This is a genomic window from Polaromonas sp. Polasp52 (assembly GCF_059491565.1).
Genome location: NZ_CP168513.1, coordinates 2,084,476 through 2,099,474, shown reverse-complemented (window position 1 = coordinate 2,099,474; position 14,999 = coordinate 2,084,476). Strand labels below are relative to the sequence as shown.

General features: G+C 64.4%; 20 protein-coding genes. 11 read left to right on the top strand and 9 right to left on the bottom strand.

Annotation, left to right across the window (positions count from 1 at the left end):
- The 6 genes from lipA to ACEN9P_RS09720 form a co-directional block, all read right to left on the bottom strand.
- A complete protein-coding gene (lipA, locus tag ACEN9P_RS09745; RefSeq protein ID WP_477663885.1) occupies nt 1-1,038 on the bottom strand; it encodes a lipoyl synthase in 1,038 nt (345 codons plus the stop codon).
- Nucleotides 1,039-1,067: 29 nt separating this feature from the next.
- Nucleotides 1,068-1,754, bottom strand: a complete 687-nt coding sequence (lipB, locus tag ACEN9P_RS09740) for a lipoyl(octanoyl) transferase LipB (protein WP_495621833.1) — start codon at nt 1,752-1,754, stop codon at nt 1,068-1,070.
- A 19-nt stretch (nt 1,755-1,773) separates the two neighbouring features.
- The gene (locus ACEN9P_RS09735) at nt 1,774-2,091 is read right to left on the bottom strand and encodes an HP0495 family protein (protein ID WP_495621832.1); all 318 of its coding nucleotides are present in this window, start codon (nt 2,089-2,091) and stop codon (nt 1,774-1,776) included.
- A gap of 14 nt (nt 2,092-2,105) precedes the next feature.
- Nucleotides 2,106-3,008 carry a D-amino acid aminotransferase gene (locus tag ACEN9P_RS09730; RefSeq protein ID WP_495621831.1) on the bottom strand — a complete coding sequence of 301 codons (903 nt, stop codon included), beginning with the start codon at nt 3,006-3,008 and terminating at the stop codon, nt 2,106-2,108.
- 73 nt (nt 3,009-3,081) lie between these two features.
- Nucleotides 3,082-3,612, bottom strand: coding sequence for a DUF2062 domain-containing protein (locus ACEN9P_RS09725; protein ID WP_477663882.1), 531 nt, complete (start codon nt 3,610-3,612; stop codon nt 3,082-3,084).
- Nucleotides 3,609-4,055: a DUF4149 domain-containing protein gene (locus ACEN9P_RS09720; protein ID WP_477663881.1), complete on the bottom strand. Its 447-nt coding sequence runs from the start codon at nt 4,053-4,055 to the stop codon at nt 3,609-3,611. The genes ACEN9P_RS09725 and ACEN9P_RS09720 overlap by 4 nt, the downstream gene beginning before the upstream one ends.
- Before the next feature lie 196 nt (nt 4,056-4,251).
- Between ACEN9P_RS09720 and ACEN9P_RS09715 the strand changes: the two genes are divergently transcribed.
- The 10 genes from ACEN9P_RS09715 to ACEN9P_RS09670 all read left to right on the top strand — a co-directional run bounded on the left by ACEN9P_RS09715 (nt 4,252) and on the right by ACEN9P_RS09670 (nt 11,955).
- Complete coding sequence (locus tag ACEN9P_RS09715; protein WP_074578713.1) at nt 4,252-4,752, top strand: ATP synthase subunit I; 501 nt, start codon at nt 4,252-4,254, stop codon at nt 4,750-4,752.
- 12 nt (nt 4,753-4,764) lie between these two features.
- Entirely contained in the window at nt 4,765-5,637 is an 873-nt protein-coding gene (gene atpB / locus ACEN9P_RS09710) for a F0F1 ATP synthase subunit A (protein WP_477663880.1), read from the top strand.
- Between the two features lie 61 nt (nt 5,638-5,698).
- Entirely contained in the window at nt 5,699-5,962 is a 264-nt protein-coding gene (gene atpE / locus ACEN9P_RS09705) for a F0F1 ATP synthase subunit C (RefSeq protein ID WP_007868969.1), read from the top strand.
- Between the two features lie 74 nt (nt 5,963-6,036).
- Nucleotides 6,037-6,507, top strand: a complete 471-nt coding sequence (locus tag ACEN9P_RS09700) for a F0F1 ATP synthase subunit B (RefSeq protein WP_477663879.1) — start codon at nt 6,037-6,039, stop codon at nt 6,505-6,507.
- Nucleotides 6,508-6,519: 12 nt separating this feature from the next.
- Entirely contained in the window at nt 6,520-7,050 is a 531-nt protein-coding gene (locus ACEN9P_RS09695) for a F0F1 ATP synthase subunit delta (protein WP_007868963.1), read from the top strand.
- Between the two features lie 64 nt (nt 7,051-7,114).
- The gene (atpA, locus tag ACEN9P_RS09690) at nt 7,115-8,668 is read left to right on the top strand and encodes a F0F1 ATP synthase subunit alpha (protein ID WP_495621830.1); all 1,554 of its coding nucleotides are present in this window, start codon (nt 7,115-7,117) and stop codon (nt 8,666-8,668) included.
- A 64-nt stretch (nt 8,669-8,732) separates the two neighbouring features.
- The gene (gene atpG / locus ACEN9P_RS09685; RefSeq protein WP_007868957.1) at nt 8,733-9,599 is read left to right on the top strand and encodes a F0F1 ATP synthase subunit gamma; all 867 of its coding nucleotides are present in this window, start codon (nt 8,733-8,735) and stop codon (nt 9,597-9,599) included.
- 49 nt (nt 9,600-9,648) lie between these two features.
- The gene (gene atpD / locus ACEN9P_RS09680; protein WP_007868954.1) at nt 9,649-11,055 is read left to right on the top strand and encodes a F0F1 ATP synthase subunit beta; all 1,407 of its coding nucleotides are present in this window, start codon (nt 9,649-9,651) and stop codon (nt 11,053-11,055) included.
- A 123-nt stretch (nt 11,056-11,178) separates the two neighbouring features.
- A complete protein-coding gene (locus ACEN9P_RS09675; protein ID WP_007868942.1) occupies nt 11,179-11,595 on the top strand; it encodes a F0F1 ATP synthase subunit epsilon in 417 nt (138 codons plus the stop codon).
- 216 nt (nt 11,596-11,811) lie between these two features.
- Nucleotides 11,812-11,955, top strand: a complete 144-nt coding sequence (locus ACEN9P_RS09670) for a hypothetical protein (RefSeq protein ID WP_495621829.1) — start codon at nt 11,812-11,814, stop codon at nt 11,953-11,955.
- Between the two features lie 13 nt (nt 11,956-11,968).
- Here the strand turns inward: ACEN9P_RS09670 and ACEN9P_RS09665 are convergent, their stop codons facing one another.
- From ACEN9P_RS09665 to ACEN9P_RS09655, 3 genes are read right to left on the bottom strand one after another with little or no spacing between them, the layout of a single operon-like run.
- On the bottom strand, nt 11,969-12,511 hold the full coding sequence (locus tag ACEN9P_RS09665) for a TPM domain-containing protein (protein WP_495621828.1): 543 nt from the start codon (nt 12,509-12,511) through the stop codon (nt 11,969-11,971).
- 5 nt (nt 12,512-12,516) lie between these two features.
- On the bottom strand, nt 12,517-13,437 hold the full coding sequence (locus ACEN9P_RS09660; RefSeq protein ID WP_495621827.1) for a TPM domain-containing protein: 921 nt from the start codon (nt 13,435-13,437) through the stop codon (nt 12,517-12,519).
- Nucleotides 13,438-13,469: 32 nt separating this feature from the next.
- Nucleotides 13,470-14,072, bottom strand: coding sequence for a LemA family protein (locus tag ACEN9P_RS09655; RefSeq protein WP_495621826.1), 603 nt, complete (start codon nt 14,070-14,072; stop codon nt 13,470-13,472).
- 44 nt (nt 14,073-14,116) lie between these two features.
- Between ACEN9P_RS09655 and ACEN9P_RS09650 the strand changes: the two genes are divergently transcribed.
- On the top strand, nt 14,117-14,974 hold the full coding sequence (locus ACEN9P_RS09650) for a hypothetical protein (protein WP_495621825.1): 858 nt from the start codon (nt 14,117-14,119) through the stop codon (nt 14,972-14,974).
- Nucleotides 14,975-14,999 lie beyond the last annotated feature (25 nt).

Below are 14,999 nucleotides of genomic sequence, written 5' to 3'. Positions count from 1 at the left end.
TCAAAGGGCGGCGGCAGCCGCGTCGGCCTTGTCGGCCACGCCGGCGGCGTGGGCCTGCTGGTCGGCATGGTAGCTGCTGCGCACCATGGCGCCCACGGCGGCGTGGGTAAAGCCCATCTTGTAGGCTTCCTCTTCGAACATTTTGAAGGTGTCGGGGTGCACGTAGCGGCGCACCGGCAGGTGGCTGGTCGAAGGCGCGAGGTACTGGCCTATGGTCAGCATGTCGATGTTGTGGGCGCGCATGTCGCGCATCACCTGCAGGATTTCCTCGTCGGTCTCGCCCAGGCCGACCATGATGCCGCTCTTGGTCGGCACCTCGGGATGCAGGGCCTTGAACTTCTTGAGCAGGTTGAGGCTGAAGGCGTAGTCGCTGCCGGGGCGCGCTTCTTTGTAGAGGCGCGGCGCGGTTTCCAGGTTGTGGTTCATCACGTCGGGCGGCGCGGCTTTCAGGATCTCAAGCGCGCGGTCGTCGCGGCCGCGGAAGTCGGGCACCAGGATTTCAATCGTGGTGGCGGGCGAGAGCTCGCGGATTTTCTGGATGCATTCGACAAAATGGCCGCTGCCGCCGTCGCGCAGGTCGTCGCGGTCCACGCTGGTGATCACCACGTACTTGAGCTTCAGCGCCGCGATGGTTTTCGCCAGGTTCAGTGGCTCGTTGACGTCCAGCGGGTCGGGCCGGCCGTGGCCCACGTCGCAGAAGGGGCAGCGGCGCGTGCATTTGTCGCCCATGATCATGAAGGTGGCCGTGCCCTTGCCGAAACATTCGCCGATATTGGGGCAGCTGGCTTCTTCGCAGACGGTGTTGAGCTTGTTCTCGCGCAGGATCTGCTTGATCTCGTAAAAGCGCGTGGTCGGGCTGCCGGCCTTGACGCGAATCCAGTCGGGCTTCTTGAGCATTTCGCCCTGCACCACCTTGACGGGGATGCGCGAGAGCTTGGCCGCGGCCTTTTGTTTGGCCAGCGGGTTGTAGCCTTCCAGGGCCTGGACTTCGCGGACCACGGGGTTGGCCGTGGTTTGGAGGGGGTCGGGTGTGCTCATGAATGTGTTTCGTGTTGGCGGCAGGTGGCTCAGGGCGCCAGGTAGGTGGCGAGCTTGCGGCCCAGCACATCCGCGGCTTCCTGCCAGCTTGCCGATACCCCGATTGTAGAAAGGTCTGTGGTTTGCAGTCCTACGTAACCGCAAGGGTTGATGCGCGAGAAGGGTTCCAGGTCCATGGCCACATTGAGCGCCACGCCGTGGTAGGTGCAGTGCCGGCTGATCTTGATGCCCAGCGCCGCGATCTTGCCCAGGCCGCGAAACGGGTCGGCAGGGTGCAGCGGGCCGGTCAGTGCGGCGTGCGAGGCCGGGTCGTCCAGGCGCACATAAATGCCGGGCGAGCCGGCCACGCGGTGGCCGGTGACGCCGAAGTGCGCCAGGGTCTTGATGACGGATTCTTCGATGCGGTAGACGTATTCCTTGACGTAGTAGCCGGCGCGCTTCAAGTCCATGAGCGGATAGGCCACGACCTGGCCGGGGCCGTGGTAAGTCACCTGGCCGCCGCGGTTGGTCTGTACCACCGGGATGGCGCCGGGATTGAGCACATGGTCGGGCTTGCCCGCCAGGCCCTGGGTATAGACCGGCGGGTGCTCGCAAATCCACAGCTGGTCGGGCTCGCCCTCATCGGCGCCCGGGTGGCGGGCGGCCGTGAAGGCCTGCATGGCTTCGTAGGTGGGTAGGTAGTCGACCCGGCCCAGGTAGCGTGGTTCTGCCTGCATTTTGCGGCGCTATCGTGGCCTAGAGGACCACCTTGACCATGGGATGCGTGGACAGCGTGCGGTAAAGCTCATCGAGCTGTTCGCGGCTGGTGGCGGTGACAGTGACGGTGACGCCCAGGTATTTGCCGCCCTTGCTTTCACGCAGCTCTAGGGTGGAGGCGTCGAAGGCCGGGTCGAACTGGTGCGCCACCGAGGTGATGGCGGCGACCAGCCCGTCGACCTTGTGGCCCATGACCTTGATGGGGAACTGCGAGGGGTATTCGATCAGCGACTCCTGGCGCGAAGGCTCGGAGCCGGGGACTCCGATGATTTTCGGGGTGTCGGGCGATGTGGTCATGGCAAGGGGTCCTTTCAGGCCTGTTTGGCGCGCTGGTATTGGGCGTACAGCTTGGCATAGATGGGGCCGGGCTTGCCCTTTTCCAGCCCGTGGCCCACGGGCTGGCCGTCCAGCAGGGTGACCGGCAGCACTTCCTTGGTGGCGGAGGACAGCAAAACTTCGTCGGCCGCCAGCACTTCGGCGCGCGTGATGCGGCGCAGCTCAAAGGGGATGCCGGCGGCGCGGCAGATTTCCTCGATCAGGCCGAAGCGTATGCCTTCGAGCACCAGGTTGTCCTTGGGCGGGCCCAGCACCTTGCCGTCCTTGACGATCCAGACGTTGCTCGAAGCGGCTTCGCTGAGGTACTCGCCGCGAAACATCACGGTCTCCACCGCGCCGGCATCGACGCTGATCTGGCGCGCGAACACCGCGCCCAGCAGGCTGGTGCTTTTGATGTGGGCTTTTTCCCAGCGGAAGTCGTCGGCCGTCACGCAGGCCACGCCGGCATCGCGCTGCTGCGCGCCGGGCAGCTTCATGGTGTTGGCCATCACGAACACGGTGGGGGTGAGGCCGGGCAGCATGGGATGGTCGCGCATGGCGACACCGCGGCTGAGCTGGATGTAGACCAGCTGGTTGCCGCTGTCGGCCGGCGCCCCGGAGGATTGCGCGTGGGCCGCGATCAGTTTCAGGGCCACGGCCTGCCACTCGGCGCGCGTCATCGGGTTCGGGATGCGCAGCTCGGCCAGGCTGCGTTCCAGTCGCGCCATGTGCTGCTCAAAACGGAACAGCCGGCCGCCGTAGGCCGGCACCACTTCGTACACGCCGTCACCGAAGATGAAGCCGCGGTCCATCACGCTGATCTTCGCGTCCTTGAGGGGGGTGTATTCGCCGTTCAGGTAGCAGGGCGTGTCGGGAAGGCTGGGGGAAAGCGTGGTCATGGTGGCTTGAAACGAAGAAAAAAAGGAAGAAAAAGAAAGAGGCGTAAATACCCGATTGTCCAGGGTCCGGCGTTCAGCGGCGGCGGCGCTTGAACCAGATGCGTAAACGCCAGGCCAGCTTGACCAGCAGGTAGCCGGCGGCGGAGCCCAGCAGCGCGAACAGGCCCATGCCCAGTATGGCAGGCCCGCCAAACGAAGCCAGCCAGCTGATCACACCCGCGCCCTCGGACATGGGCACCGGCGGCGGCGCGTCCAGCAGCAGGCTGCCGGCCTGGTAGGCCAGCCAGAGCCAGAAGCCCACGGTGAAGGGGTTGGTGATGAAGGTGATGCCGACGGCGACCGGAATATTGGCGCGCCACCAGACGCTGTGGGCGGCGGCCGCGACGATTTGCGCGAAGGGCAGGGCAAAGGCCCAGAAGATGCCTATGGCCGCGCCGCGCGCCACGGCTTCGTGCTGCAGCCGCCACAGCTGCGGGTCCAGCAGGCGGTGCGCCACGGGCCTGAGCCAGGGATGGGCGGCCAGCGCCTCGCGGGTCGGCACCGAGGCCTTCAGGCGCTCCAGCCAGCCGGTTTTTTTCCGGGGTTCGGGCCGCGCCTTCTTCACGCGAGAAAAATGACGGCGGCGATCGCCAGCGCGCCCAGTGCGAGATTGGCCATGGCCAGGGTGGCGATCTGGCCGACACGGCGCCCGCCTTCGGGCCAGTCGGACGCGGCCACGGCCTGCTTGAGGCGGCGATAGGGGCCGAAATACAGGTGGCCGAACAGCGCGAACATCAACAGGCCCAGGCCGAACATCATGTGCCAGCCGGTGGGCGCGCTTTTCATGCCGACGGCCAGCAGCATGGCCAGGCCCGTCAGCAGCAGGACCGCGATGCCGGCCCACACCCCGACGAAGAAGCGCCGCAGGACCTGCACGATCAGCGGCAGGCGCTGCGGTGGCGCGAGCTGTTCGGCCGCGGCGGGGCGCAGGGCGAAGAGCATGAAGGAAATCCCGCCCAGCCAGGCGATGGCGGCGGCGAGGTGCAGGAATTTCATCAGGGCGTGCATGGAGGGATCTTTCAGTGGGGCGTTGTGGCCAGCCCATTGTGAACCACCCCTGGTGCCCGCCTCCGGCGCAGGTGTGAGAGGCCCCTAATTCACCCGGGAGCGGGGTTTTTTATGGGGGTGCAGGGGTTTCTACGTATAATCAAGGGCTTTGCTAATAGCGGCCCCTGTAACTTTCCCGTAATTTGTAGGTTTCAGAATGACAAATTCGGCGAATTCGGCGACGGACCCGGTCCCCCGGGCAGTTACATATGAGCTTGAGGCGGACGACGAGGGTTTCAAGACCCTGACGCGGGAAGAAGCCCAAAAGCTTCGTGAAACGAGTCCGTCGATCTCCCCCTGGTCGGTATTGGCGGGGCAACTGGTGGTCGGGGTTTTGGTGGCATGTGCCGCCTGGGCGCTGACAGGCCAGCGGTCCGCCGGCTGGTCGGCGCTCTACGGGGCGCTGGCGGTGGTGATTCCGGCCGCGCTGTTTGCGCGCGGCTTGACCGGCAAAGTGTGGTCCATGAACCCAGGCACTGCGGTGGCTGGTTTCTTTTTGTGGGAAATGGTCAAGATCGCCTTGACGGTGGCAATGCTGTTTGCCGCGCCAAGGCTGGTTTCGATGCTGAGTTGGCCGGCCATGCTGGTCGGCCTGGTGGTGACAATGAAAACGTCCTGGCTCGCGCTGTTGTTCGCGGTCAGGAAAAATAAACTTTGAGGCGAGCAATAAATGGCTGCTGAGAATGCTGCTGGACATGGCGGTCCAACCGCCGGTGAATACATCGTTCACCACCTGACGCACTGGCGCAACAAGGAACTTGTTGGCCCGTTTGATCTGAGCGTCATCAACCTGGATTCCACCGTTTTCACCATCTTGCTGGGCGTGCTCGGTTGCTTCCTGCTCTGGAAAGCCGCCCGCAAAGCCACCTCCGGCGTTCCCGGCCGCTTCCAGGCCGCGGTTGAAATCCTCGTCGAAATGGTCGACGCGCAAGCCAAGGGCATCGTGCACAACGCCGAAAGCCGCAAGCTGGTCGCGCCGCTGGCCCTGACCGTGTTTGTCTGGATTTTCCTGCTGAACGCCATGGATTTGCTGCCGGTCGACCTGCTGCCCGTCATCTGGGCCTGGATTTACGGCGCCGCCGGCCATGACGCGCACCACGCTTACATGCGCTCGGTGCCCACCGCCGACCTCTCCATCACCATGGGCCTGTCCATGGGCGTGCTGATCACCTGCCTGGTCTACAACGTCAAGATCAAGGGCCTGGGCGGCTGGATCCATGAACTGTTCACCGCGCCTTTCGGCAACCACTGGGCGCTGTACCCCTTCAACTTCCTGATGCAGGTCATCGAGTTCGTCGCCAAGACGGTCTCGCACGGCATGCGACTGTTCGGCAACATGTATGCCGGCGAACTGATTTTCCTGCTGATCGCCCTGATGGGCGGCGCCTGGTCGCTGTCGGCGACCGGCATCGGCCTGGCCATAGGCCACATCATCGCGGGCTCGGCCTGGGCCATTTTCCACATCCTGATCATCACGCTGCAAGCCTTCGTGTTCATGATGCTGACGCTGGTGTACATCGGCCAGGCGCACGATCACCACTAACCCGTTGTCCCCGTTTTCCGTTTTTCTTTTTCTCTCGTAACCAAAGTCCTAAGGAGTCATCATGGAAGTTATTAGTTTTGTCGCTCTGGCCGCTGGCCTCATCATCGGCCTCGGTGCTGTCGGCGCCTGTATCGGCATCGGCATCATGGGCAGCAAATACCTCGAAGCAGCTGCACGCCAGCCTGAGCTGATGGGCGAACTGCAGACCAAGATGTTCCTGCTGGCCGGTCTGATCGACGCCGCTTTTATTATCGGCACGGGTATCGCGCTGTGGTTCGCCACCGCCAACCCCTTCCTGGCGCAAATCGCCAACCTGCCCAAGTAAGCATTGACCCAAGTCCCAAGAATGTCATTCCTTCGGGCCGGCTTGCAGCTGGGCCCCAAGGGAAAGGATGAGCAGTGAGCATTACCGGTACCCTTATTGTCCAGCTGATCGTGTTCCTGATTTTGGTCGGGTTCACGATGAAGTTTGTGTGGCCACCCATCGCGGCGGCCCTGGACGCGCGTGCGCAAAAAATCGCTGACGGCCTTGCTGCTGCCGACAAAGCCAAATCCGAACTCTCCGTCGCCAACAAGCGCGTGGAAGAGGAGCTGGCCAAGTCGCGCAACGAAGCGGCCGTGCGCCTGGCCGAAGCCGAGCGCCGGGGCCAGGCCCTGATCGAAGAAGCCAAGGCCAGGGCCACCGAGGAAGGCAGCAAGATCATTGCCGCCGCCAAGGCCGAAGCCGAGCAGCAGGCCGTGAAGGCCCGCGAAGCCCTGCGCGAGCAGGTGGCTGCGCTGGCCGTCAAGGGCGCCGAGCAGATTCTGCGCAAGGAAGTCAATGCCGGTGTGCATGCTGACTTGCTGGGCCGCCTGAAGACCGAACTCTAAGCGAGCATCAACATGGCCGAACTAGCCACCATTGCCCGTCCCTACGCCGAAGCGCTGTTCAAGGCCTCCGGCTCCGACCTGGGCGGCACCGCCGCCTGGCTCGACGAGCTGGCCGCCATCGCTGCGAATGCGCAGCTGCAGCAGTACGCCGGCAACCCCGGCGTCACTTCGGCGCAGGCGTTCGACGTGATTTCGGGCGTTGCCAAGACCAAGCTGCCGGACGCCGCGAAAAACTTCCTGCGCACGGTGATCGAGAACGGCCGCCTCAGCGTCCTGCCGGAAATCGCCGCGCAGTTCCGTGTCCTGAAAAACGCGCAGAGCGGTTCTTCCGACGCGACCGTCTACAGCGCTTTCGCGCTCGACGGCGCGGCGCTGGCCGACCTGTCGGCAACGCTGGAAAAACGCTTCGGCAAGAAGCTCAACCTCCAGGTTGAGCTGGAGCCGGCCCTGATAGGCGGCGTGCGAGTCGTGGTGGGTGACGAGGTGCTGGACACCTCGGTCAAAGCCCGTTTAGAGCAAATGAAAGTGGCGCTGATCTCCTGAGCCCGGTGCTCAGGCGCCACCCGCAGGTTTTTAGCCAACAACATACTGAAAGAAGGAAAGAGTCATGCAACTCAATCCCGCAGAAATTTCTGAACTGATCAAGAGCCGTATCGAAGGCCTGACCGGCAGCAGCGACATCCGCAACCAGGGCACCGTGGTGTCCGTCACCGACGGTATCGTCCGCATCCACGGCCTGTCCGACGTGATGCAGGGCGAAATGCTGGAATTCCCCTCAACCGCCGACGGCACCCCCACCTACGGCCTGGCGCTGAACCTCGAGCGCGACTCGGTCGGCTCCGTGATCCTGGGTGAATACGAACACATCGCCGAAGGCGACACCGTCAAGTGCACGGGCCGCATCCTGGAAGTGCCCGTCGGCCCCGAGCTGCTCGGCCGCGTGGTGAACGCCCTGGGCCAGCCCATCGACGGCAAAGGCCCGATCAACGCCAAGATGACCGACGTGATCGAGAAGGTCGCGCCCGGCGTGATCGCCCGTAAATCCGTCGACCAGCCCCTGCAGACCGGCCTGAAGTCCATCGACTCCATGGTGCCCGTCGGCCGCGGCCAGCGCGAACTGATCATCGGCGACCGCCAGACCGGCAAGACCGCCGTGGCCATCGACGCCATCATCAACCAGAAGGGCAAGGGCGTTTCCTGCGTCTACGTCGCGATCGGCCAGAAGGCTTCCTCGATCAAGAACGTGGTGCGCGCGCTGGAACAAGCCGGCGCGATGGAATACACCATCGTCGTGGCCGCCGCGGCTTCCGAGTCCGCCGCCATGCAATACGTCAGCGCCTACTCCGGCTGCACCATGGGCGAGTACTTCCGCGACCGCGGCGAAGACGCGCTGATCGTGTATGACGACCTGTCCAAGCAGGCCGTGGCCTACCGCCAGGTTTCGCTGCTGCTGCGCCGCCCGCCAGGCCGCGAAGCTTACCCCGGCGACGTGTTCTACCTGCACAGCCGCCTGCTCGAGCGCGCAGCCCGCGTGAACGAGAAGTATGTTGAAGACTTCACCAAGGGTGCCGTCAAAGGCAAGACCGGTTCGCTGACCGCGCTGCCCATCATCGAAACGCAGGCCGGCGACGTGTCCGCGTTCGTTCCGACCAACGTGATCTCGATCACCGACGGCCAGATCTTCCTGGAAACCAGCCTGTTCAACGCCGGTATCCGTCCCGCGATCAACGCCGGTATCTCGGTGTCGCGCGTCGGCGGCGCCGCCCAGACCAAGCTGATCAAGAACCTGTCCGGCGGTATCCGTACCGACCTGGCCCAGTACCGTGAACTGGCTGCCTTCGCGCAGTTCGCCTCCGACCTGGACGAGGCCACCCGCAAGCAGCTGGACCGCGGTGCCCGCGTGACCGAGTTGCTCAAGCAGGCCCAGTACTCGCCGCTGTCGATCTCCAACATGGCTGCCACGCTGTTCGCCGTGAACAAGGGCTTCATGGACGACATCGAAGTCAAGAAGGTCCTGGCTTTCGAACACGGCCTGCACGCCTACCTGAAGGACAAGAACGCGGCCCTGATGGCCAAGCTCGAAGCCAACAAGGCCATGGACAAGGACGCTGAGGCTGAACTGAACACGGCCGTGACCGAGTTCAAGAAGTCGTTTGCCTGATCTCGCCTGACCTCATCGTCAAGCAGGTAATTAAGCAACCCTCAGGAACCCCTTAGGAATCCATATGGCAGCAGGCAAGGAAATACGCGGCAAGATCAAATCGGTGGAAAACACCAAGAAGATCACCAAGGCCATGGAGATGGTGGCCGCCTCCAAGATGCGCAAGGCGCAGGAGCGGATGCGCGCTGCCCGTCCTTACAGCGACAAGATCCGCAACATCACGGCCAACTTGAGTCAGGCCAACCCCGAGTACACCCACGCGTTCATGGAGTCCAACGACGCCAAGGCCACCGGGTTCATCGTGGTGACGACCGACAAGGGCCTGTGCGGCGGCATGAACACCAACGTGCTGCGCGCCGTGACGGCCAAGCTCAAGGAAGTGCAGGCCGCCGGCCATGACGCGCGGGCGGTGGCCATCGGCAACAAGGGCCTCGGTTTTCTGAACCGGGTCGGCGCCAAGGTGGTGTCGCACGCGACGCAACTGGGCGACAAGCCGCACCTGGAAAAACTGATTGGCCCCGTCAAGGTGCTGCTCGACGCTTACAGCGAAGGCAAGATCAACGCGGTGTACCTGTGCTACACCAAGTTCATCAACACCATGCGCCAGGAACCGGTGGTCGAGCAGCTGCTGCCTTTGACGGCAGCGCACCTGCAGGCCGACAAGGACCAGCACGGCTGGGACTACATCTACGAGCCCGACGCGCAGACCGTGATCGACGACCTGCTGGTGCGCTACGTGGAAGCGCTGGTGTACCAGGCGGTCGCCGAGAACATGGCGTCCGAGCAGTCCGCCCGCATGGTGGCCATGAAGGCCGCCACCGACAACGCCGGCAGCGTGATCGGCGAACTCAAGCTGGTTTACAACAAAACGCGTCAAGCGGCGATCACGAAAGAACTTTCGGAAATCGTTGCCGGTGCTGCAGCGGTTTAAGCCGCCACACCCGATTTAAAGATTTAAAGAAACGGAAAAGGATTCAATCATGGCTCAGGCTCAAGGCAAGATTGTTCAGTGTATTGGTGCGGTGGTTGACGTGGAATTCGCGCGCGACCAGATGCCCAAGATTTACGACGCGCTCAAGATGGAAGGCTCCGCGCTGACCCTGGAAGTCCAGCAGCAGCTGGGCGACGGCATCGTGCGCACCATCGCGCTGGGCACCTCCGACGGCCTGCGCCGCGGCAACGTCGTGTACAACACCGGCGCCAACATCACGGTTCCCGTGGGCAAGGCCACGCTGGGCCGCATCATGGACGTGCTGGGTTCGCCCATCGACGAGCGCGGCCCGGTCGACCAGACCCTGACCGCCCCCATCCACCGCAAGGCGCCCGCGTACGACGAACTGTCGCCATCGCAGGAACTGCTGGAAACCGGCATCAAGGTGATCGACCTGGTCTGCCCCTTCGCCAAGGGCGGCAAGGTGGGCCTGTTCGGCGGTGCCGGCGTCGGCAAGACCGTGAACATGATGGAACTGATCAACAACATCGCCAAGGCGCACTCGGGCCTGTCCGTGTTCGCCGGTGTGGGTGAACGTACCCGCGAAGGCAATGACTTCTACCACGAGATGGCCGATTCCGGCGTCGTGAACCTCGAGAACCTCGGCGAATCCAAAGTGGCCATGGTCTACGGCCAGATGAACGAACCCCCAGGAAACCGCCTGCGCGTCGCGCTGACGGGCCTGACGATCGCCGAATCCTTCCGTGACGAAGGCCGCGACGTTCTGTTCTTCGTGGACAACATCTACCGCTACACGCTGGCCGGTACCGAAGTGTCCGCGCTGCTGGGCCGTATGCCTTCCGCCGTGGGTTACCAGCCCACGCTGGCCGAGGAAATGGGCCGCCTGCAAGAGCGTATTACCTCCACCAAGGTCGGCTCCATCACCTCCATCCAGGCCGTTTACGTGCCTGCCGATGACTTGACCGACCCGTCGCCCGCCACCACCTTCGCCCACCTGGACTCCACCGTGGTGCTCTCGCGCGACATCGCTTCGCTGGGTATCTACCCCGCGGTCGATCCGTTGGATTCCACCAGCCGCCAGCTGGACCCCAACGTCGTCGGCGAAGACCACTACAACACGGCCCGCGCCGTGCAGGGCACGCTGCAGCGCTACAAGGAACTGCGCGACATCATCGCGATTCTGGGCATGGACGAACTGGCCCCTGAAGACAAGCTGGCCGTGGCCCGCGCCCGCAAGATCCAGCGTTTCCTGTCGCAGCCTTTCCACGTTGCTGAAGTGTTCACCGGCTCGCCCGGCAAGTACGTCAGCCTGGCTGAAACGATTCGCGGCTTCAAGATGATTGTGTCCGGTGAGTGCGATCACCTGCCGGAACAGGCTTTCTACATGGTCGGGACCATTGACGAAGCCTTCGAAAAAGCGAAAAAGGTGGCGTAAAGCGGCCATTTGAGCGATCCGCGTTGTTGGCGTGCTCAATGTGCTTTCTGCACATTTCCGCGCGCCGCCTAGCGGCTCATCTCAACTGACCACTTTCCATCCCCCTTTTTAATTGGAGTACGTATGAGCACCATTCACGTCGACGTCGTATCCGCAGAAGAGTCCATCTTCTCGGGCGAAGCCAAGTTCGTGGCATTGCCCGGCGAGGCTGGCGAGCTGGGCATTTACCCGCGCCACACGCCTCTGATCACCCGCATCAAGCCGGGTGCCGTGCGCATTGAAAAAGCCGATGGCACGGAAGAGTTCGTCTTCGTGGCCGGCGGCCTGCTCGAAGTGCAGCCCAACTGCGTGACGGTGTTGAGCGACACCGCGATCCGCGGCAAGGACCTGGACGAGACCAAGGCCAGCGAAGCCAAGGCCGCTGCCGAGGAAGCGCTGAAGAACGCCAAGAGCGACATCGACATCGCCATGGCCCAGTCTGAACTCGCCGTCATGGCCGCGCAGATCGCCGCCTTGCGCAAATACCGCCAGAAGAAATAAAAACCAGCCTTCCGGCTTTATCGCCGGATCGCGCCAAGCCCCTGCCGAAAGCCAGGGGCTTTTTTCATGGGCGGCGCATGAGCGCTAATCCTTTCGCACTCATGCTGTTGCGCCGGCGCCTCAGCTTAACAACTGGAAACCCTAAATGACAGCCAGCGAGGGCGCCGCTGCCGTATCGTGGGTCCAGGGATTCACGCTAACCGACGAGGTGGGACTATGAACAGCGCACTGGACAGTCTGACGTGGGACGAAGAGCTTTCGCCGCACCCCAGGGGACGACGTTCGCTCAGGACATGGATACGCCGCATCCTGGTTGTGCTGACGGGGCTGTTTGTCCTGGGCGTCCTGCTTTCATCCTGATTCTTTGGCTCTCTTACTGGAGCAGCGGCGCGTCGGGCAGCTCATTCGCCCTGGCTTGCGCACCTTCTTCTGAGCCATCCGCCGCGAAGTGCTGCATCAGCACCGCCGAAGTTTCTTCCAGCGCCTGCGTCAGCCCATCCTCATAACGCTGCTCGCGAAACGCGGCCGCCATGCGCGCCACCATGGCCTGCCATTGATGGGGGCCGACATGCCGCGCCACGCCGCGGTCGGCGACGATCTCGATCGCACGTTCGGCCAGCAGCACGTAAATCAGCACGCCGTTGTTGTGTTCCGTGTCCCAGACGCGCAGCTTGCCGAACATCGTGACCGCGCGCTGGCGCGTGAGCGCGGCGATGGACGTGTGCCGGCCCAGCCGCCACAGATAGCTCAGGGGCAGTGAGGCCTCCACGCAGATGCGGATTTCGCCGCTGTGGCGCCGTTCGCTCGCCGCCACGCGCCGCGCGAGCCGCTGCAGCATGTCGGGCGGAATCGCGCGCCGGGTATCGGAGGCGTCCAGCCACAGGTGTTTGAGCAGGGTCTTGAGCTTGTTGAGCATGATGGCTACCAGTCTCCCGAGGCGCCGCCGCCGCCAAAATCACCGCCGCCGCCACTGCTGAAGCCCCCGCCATCGCTGCTGCTGCTGCCGCTGCTCCAGCCGCCGCCACCGCTGCCTATGCCGCCGGAGGTCCAGCCGCCCGAAGAGCGGCGGCCCCCGCCCAGCGCACCCAGGCTGGCGACCAGCGCGAACACCGTGCCCACCAGGACGGCGAGGCCGGCCACGATCAGGCTGCTGGTGAAAATCCAGGCCAGCACGCCGACCACGCCACCGGTGGCCAGCGAGCCGAATTTGCGCCCCAGGACCGTGGCCGCCATGCGCCCGGCAATCGGCACCGCAAAAAACAGGAAGACGGCCAGGTCCGTCCACTCAAAACCGTCGTTGTTGCCGCTGCTGCCGCTGTGTTCCGGCGCGGGCAGGTTTTCGCCGCTGATCAGTGCAATGAGCTGGTCGGCCGCGGCATCGAGCCCGCCGGCGAAGTCGCCCTGCTTGAAGCGCGGCGTGATGGCCGTGTCTATGACCTGGCGTGCCGCCAGGTCGGGGATGGCGCCTTCCAGCGCCTTGGTGGTTTCTATGCGCACCTTGCGGTCGTTCTTGGCCACCACCAGCAGAAGGCCGTCGCCCACGCCCTTGCGGCCTATCTTCCAGCTGTCACCCACGCGCTGCGCATAGGCGGCGATGTCTTCCGGCTGGGTGGTGGGCACCAGCAGCATCACCACCTGGGCGCCGCGGCTTTGTTCAAAGGCCGTGAGCTTGGCTTCCAGCGCCTCGCGCTGCGTGGAATTGAGCGTGCCGGTGCCGTCCATGACGTGGGCCGTCAGCGCCGGCACCGGCTGCACGCCGCCCTGCGCCCAGGCCGCCAGCGGCAGCCAGGCGGCCAGCAGCAGGCCCCCCAGCAGCCGGGCACCGCCGCGAACAAAAAGCATGGAGCGCCGCACGCTCAGGCCCGCCGTGCTCTTTATTTCTTGTTGAAGTCCACCACCGGCGGTGTGGAGATCTGCGCCTCGTTCTGCACCGAGAAGTTGGGTTTGACCTGGTAGCCAAAGACCATGGCCGTCAGGTTGTTCGGGAAGCTGCGCGTGAGCACGTTGTACTCCTGCACGGCCTGGATGTAGCGGTTGCGCGCCACGGTGATGCGGTTTTCCGTGCCTTCGAGCTGCACGCGCAGGTCGCGAAAGCCCTGGTTGGCCTTGAGGTCGGGGTAGCGTTCGCTGACCACCATGAGGCGGCTCAGCGCACTGCCCAACTCGCCCTGCGCCGCCTGGAATTTGCTGAAGGCGGCCGGGTTGTTCAGGGTTTCGGGCGTCACCTGGATGGAGGTGGCCTTGGCGCGTGCTTCCACCACCTTGGTCAGCGTATCCTGCTCGAACGCCGCTTCACCCTTGACCGTGGCCACGATATTGGGCACCAGGTCGGCGCGGCGCTGGTACTGGTTCAGCACTTCGGACCAGGCCGACTTGGTCTGCTCATCCAGGCGCTGGAAATCGTTGTAGCCGCAACCCGAGAGCAGCAGGCCCAGCAGGGCCGCGAGGGTGAATGTCAAAAAGCGGGATATCGTCATGGCAATGCCTCCGAAAATGCAAGCCGCAACACTAACATAGTCGAATGTCCCCGCTGCCCACACCCTCCGCTTCCGGCAGCCCGCTGCAAGCCCTGCAGTCCGCCCTGCGCCCGCCGCCGCCCGCCCAGGCCAAGCCGCGCCTGCTGGTGGCCGGTGCCACCGGCGTGCTGGGCAACGAGGTGCTGCGCCGCCTGGTCGGCAGCGGCCGCTATGCGCACACCGAGGTGCTGGCCACCGAAGCCATGGCGACCGGGCTCTCCGGCGTCGGCATCGCGCTGGCGGGCGTGCCTTCGCCGATCGCGCAATGGGCCTTGAGGCCGCTGCCGGCGCATACCGGGCTGGTCATGTTCGAGCCGCCGCGCATGTATTACGGACGTGAGCGCACGCTCTGGACACCCGCGCCTTCGGAGCTGCCCGCGCTGGCGCAATGGCTCAAGCGCTGCGGCGTGCAGACCCTGGTCGTGGTGGTGCCGCACGCCACCGGGCGCCTGCCCGACGCGCTCAAGCGCGGCCTGGCCAACCTCGACGAGCAGGCCGTCGCCGCCCTGGGCTTTGAACGCCTGCTGCTGGTGCGCTCAGCCCGCAAGGCGCAGGATGCCGCGGGAAAAAATGTGCTGGAACGGGTCGCGGCCTGGATGCTGTCCACGCTCAAGTTCATGATTCCCCAAACCGAGCAGCCGGTGCGGCCCGCCAAGCTCGCCGAGTTCGTCGATGCCGCCCTGCAGGTGCTGCCGCCCGGCACCCATGTGGCCGCGCCCGAGCTGCTGTGGCAGGCCAACCAGAGCGGCAGCGGCCGCGGCGCGGGCCAGGCGGGCGGCGGCATGCAGGGCGTGGTCCAGGCCTGGCTTGCTGCGGCGCGCAATCCCGCGCAGAATTCAGCACCAAACGCCAAGCCGGATTGAAGCCGCCATCCCCTTGCCCGAACTC

Coding starts and splice junctions, on each gene's coding strand:
- lipA (WP_477663885.1), bottom strand. CDS start 1,038: ATGAGCACACCCGACCCCCTCCAAACCACGGCCAACCCCGTGGTCCGC.
- lipB (WP_495621833.1), bottom strand. CDS start 1,754: ATGCAGGCAGAACCACGCTACCTGGGCCGGGTCGACTACCTACCCACC.
- ACEN9P_RS09735 (WP_495621832.1), bottom strand. CDS start 2,091: ATGACCACATCGCCCGACACCCCGAAAATCATCGGAGTCCCCGGCTCC.
- ACEN9P_RS09730 (WP_495621831.1), bottom strand. CDS start 3,008: ATGACCACGCTTTCCCCCAGCCTTCCCGACACGCCCTGCTACCTGAAC.
- ACEN9P_RS09720 (WP_477663881.1), bottom strand. CDS start 4,055: ATGCACGCCCTGATGAAATTCCTGCACCTCGCCGCCGCCATCGCCTGG.
- ACEN9P_RS09715 (WP_074578713.1), top strand. CDS start 4,252: ATGACAAATTCGGCGAATTCGGCGACGGACCCGGTCCCCCGGGCAGTT.
- atpB (WP_477663880.1), top strand. CDS start 4,765: ATGGCTGCTGAGAATGCTGCTGGACATGGCGGTCCAACCGCCGGTGAA.
- atpE (WP_007868969.1), top strand. CDS start 5,699: ATGGAAGTTATTAGTTTTGTCGCTCTGGCCGCTGGCCTCATCATCGGC.
- ACEN9P_RS09695 (WP_007868963.1), top strand. CDS start 6,520: ATGGCCGAACTAGCCACCATTGCCCGTCCCTACGCCGAAGCGCTGTTC.
- atpA (WP_495621830.1), top strand. CDS start 7,115: ATGCAACTCAATCCCGCAGAAATTTCTGAACTGATCAAGAGCCGTATC.
- atpG (WP_007868957.1), top strand. CDS start 8,733: ATGGCAGCAGGCAAGGAAATACGCGGCAAGATCAAATCGGTGGAAAAC.
- atpD (WP_007868954.1), top strand. CDS start 9,649: ATGGCTCAGGCTCAAGGCAAGATTGTTCAGTGTATTGGTGCGGTGGTT.
- ACEN9P_RS09675 (WP_007868942.1), top strand. CDS start 11,179: ATGAGCACCATTCACGTCGACGTCGTATCCGCAGAAGAGTCCATCTTC.
- ACEN9P_RS09670 (WP_495621829.1), top strand. CDS start 11,812: ATGAACAGCGCACTGGACAGTCTGACGTGGGACGAAGAGCTTTCGCCG.
- ACEN9P_RS09665 (WP_495621828.1), bottom strand. CDS start 12,511: ATGCTCAACAAGCTCAAGACCCTGCTCAAACACCTGTGGCTGGACGCC.
- ACEN9P_RS09660 (WP_495621827.1), bottom strand. CDS start 13,437: ATGCTTTTTGTTCGCGGCGGTGCCCGGCTGCTGGGGGGCCTGCTGCTG.
- ACEN9P_RS09655 (WP_495621826.1), bottom strand. CDS start 14,072: ATGACGATATCCCGCTTTTTGACATTCACCCTCGCGGCCCTGCTGGGC.
- ACEN9P_RS09650 (WP_495621825.1), top strand. CDS start 14,117: ATGTCCCCGCTGCCCACACCCTCCGCTTCCGGCAGCCCGCTGCAAGCC.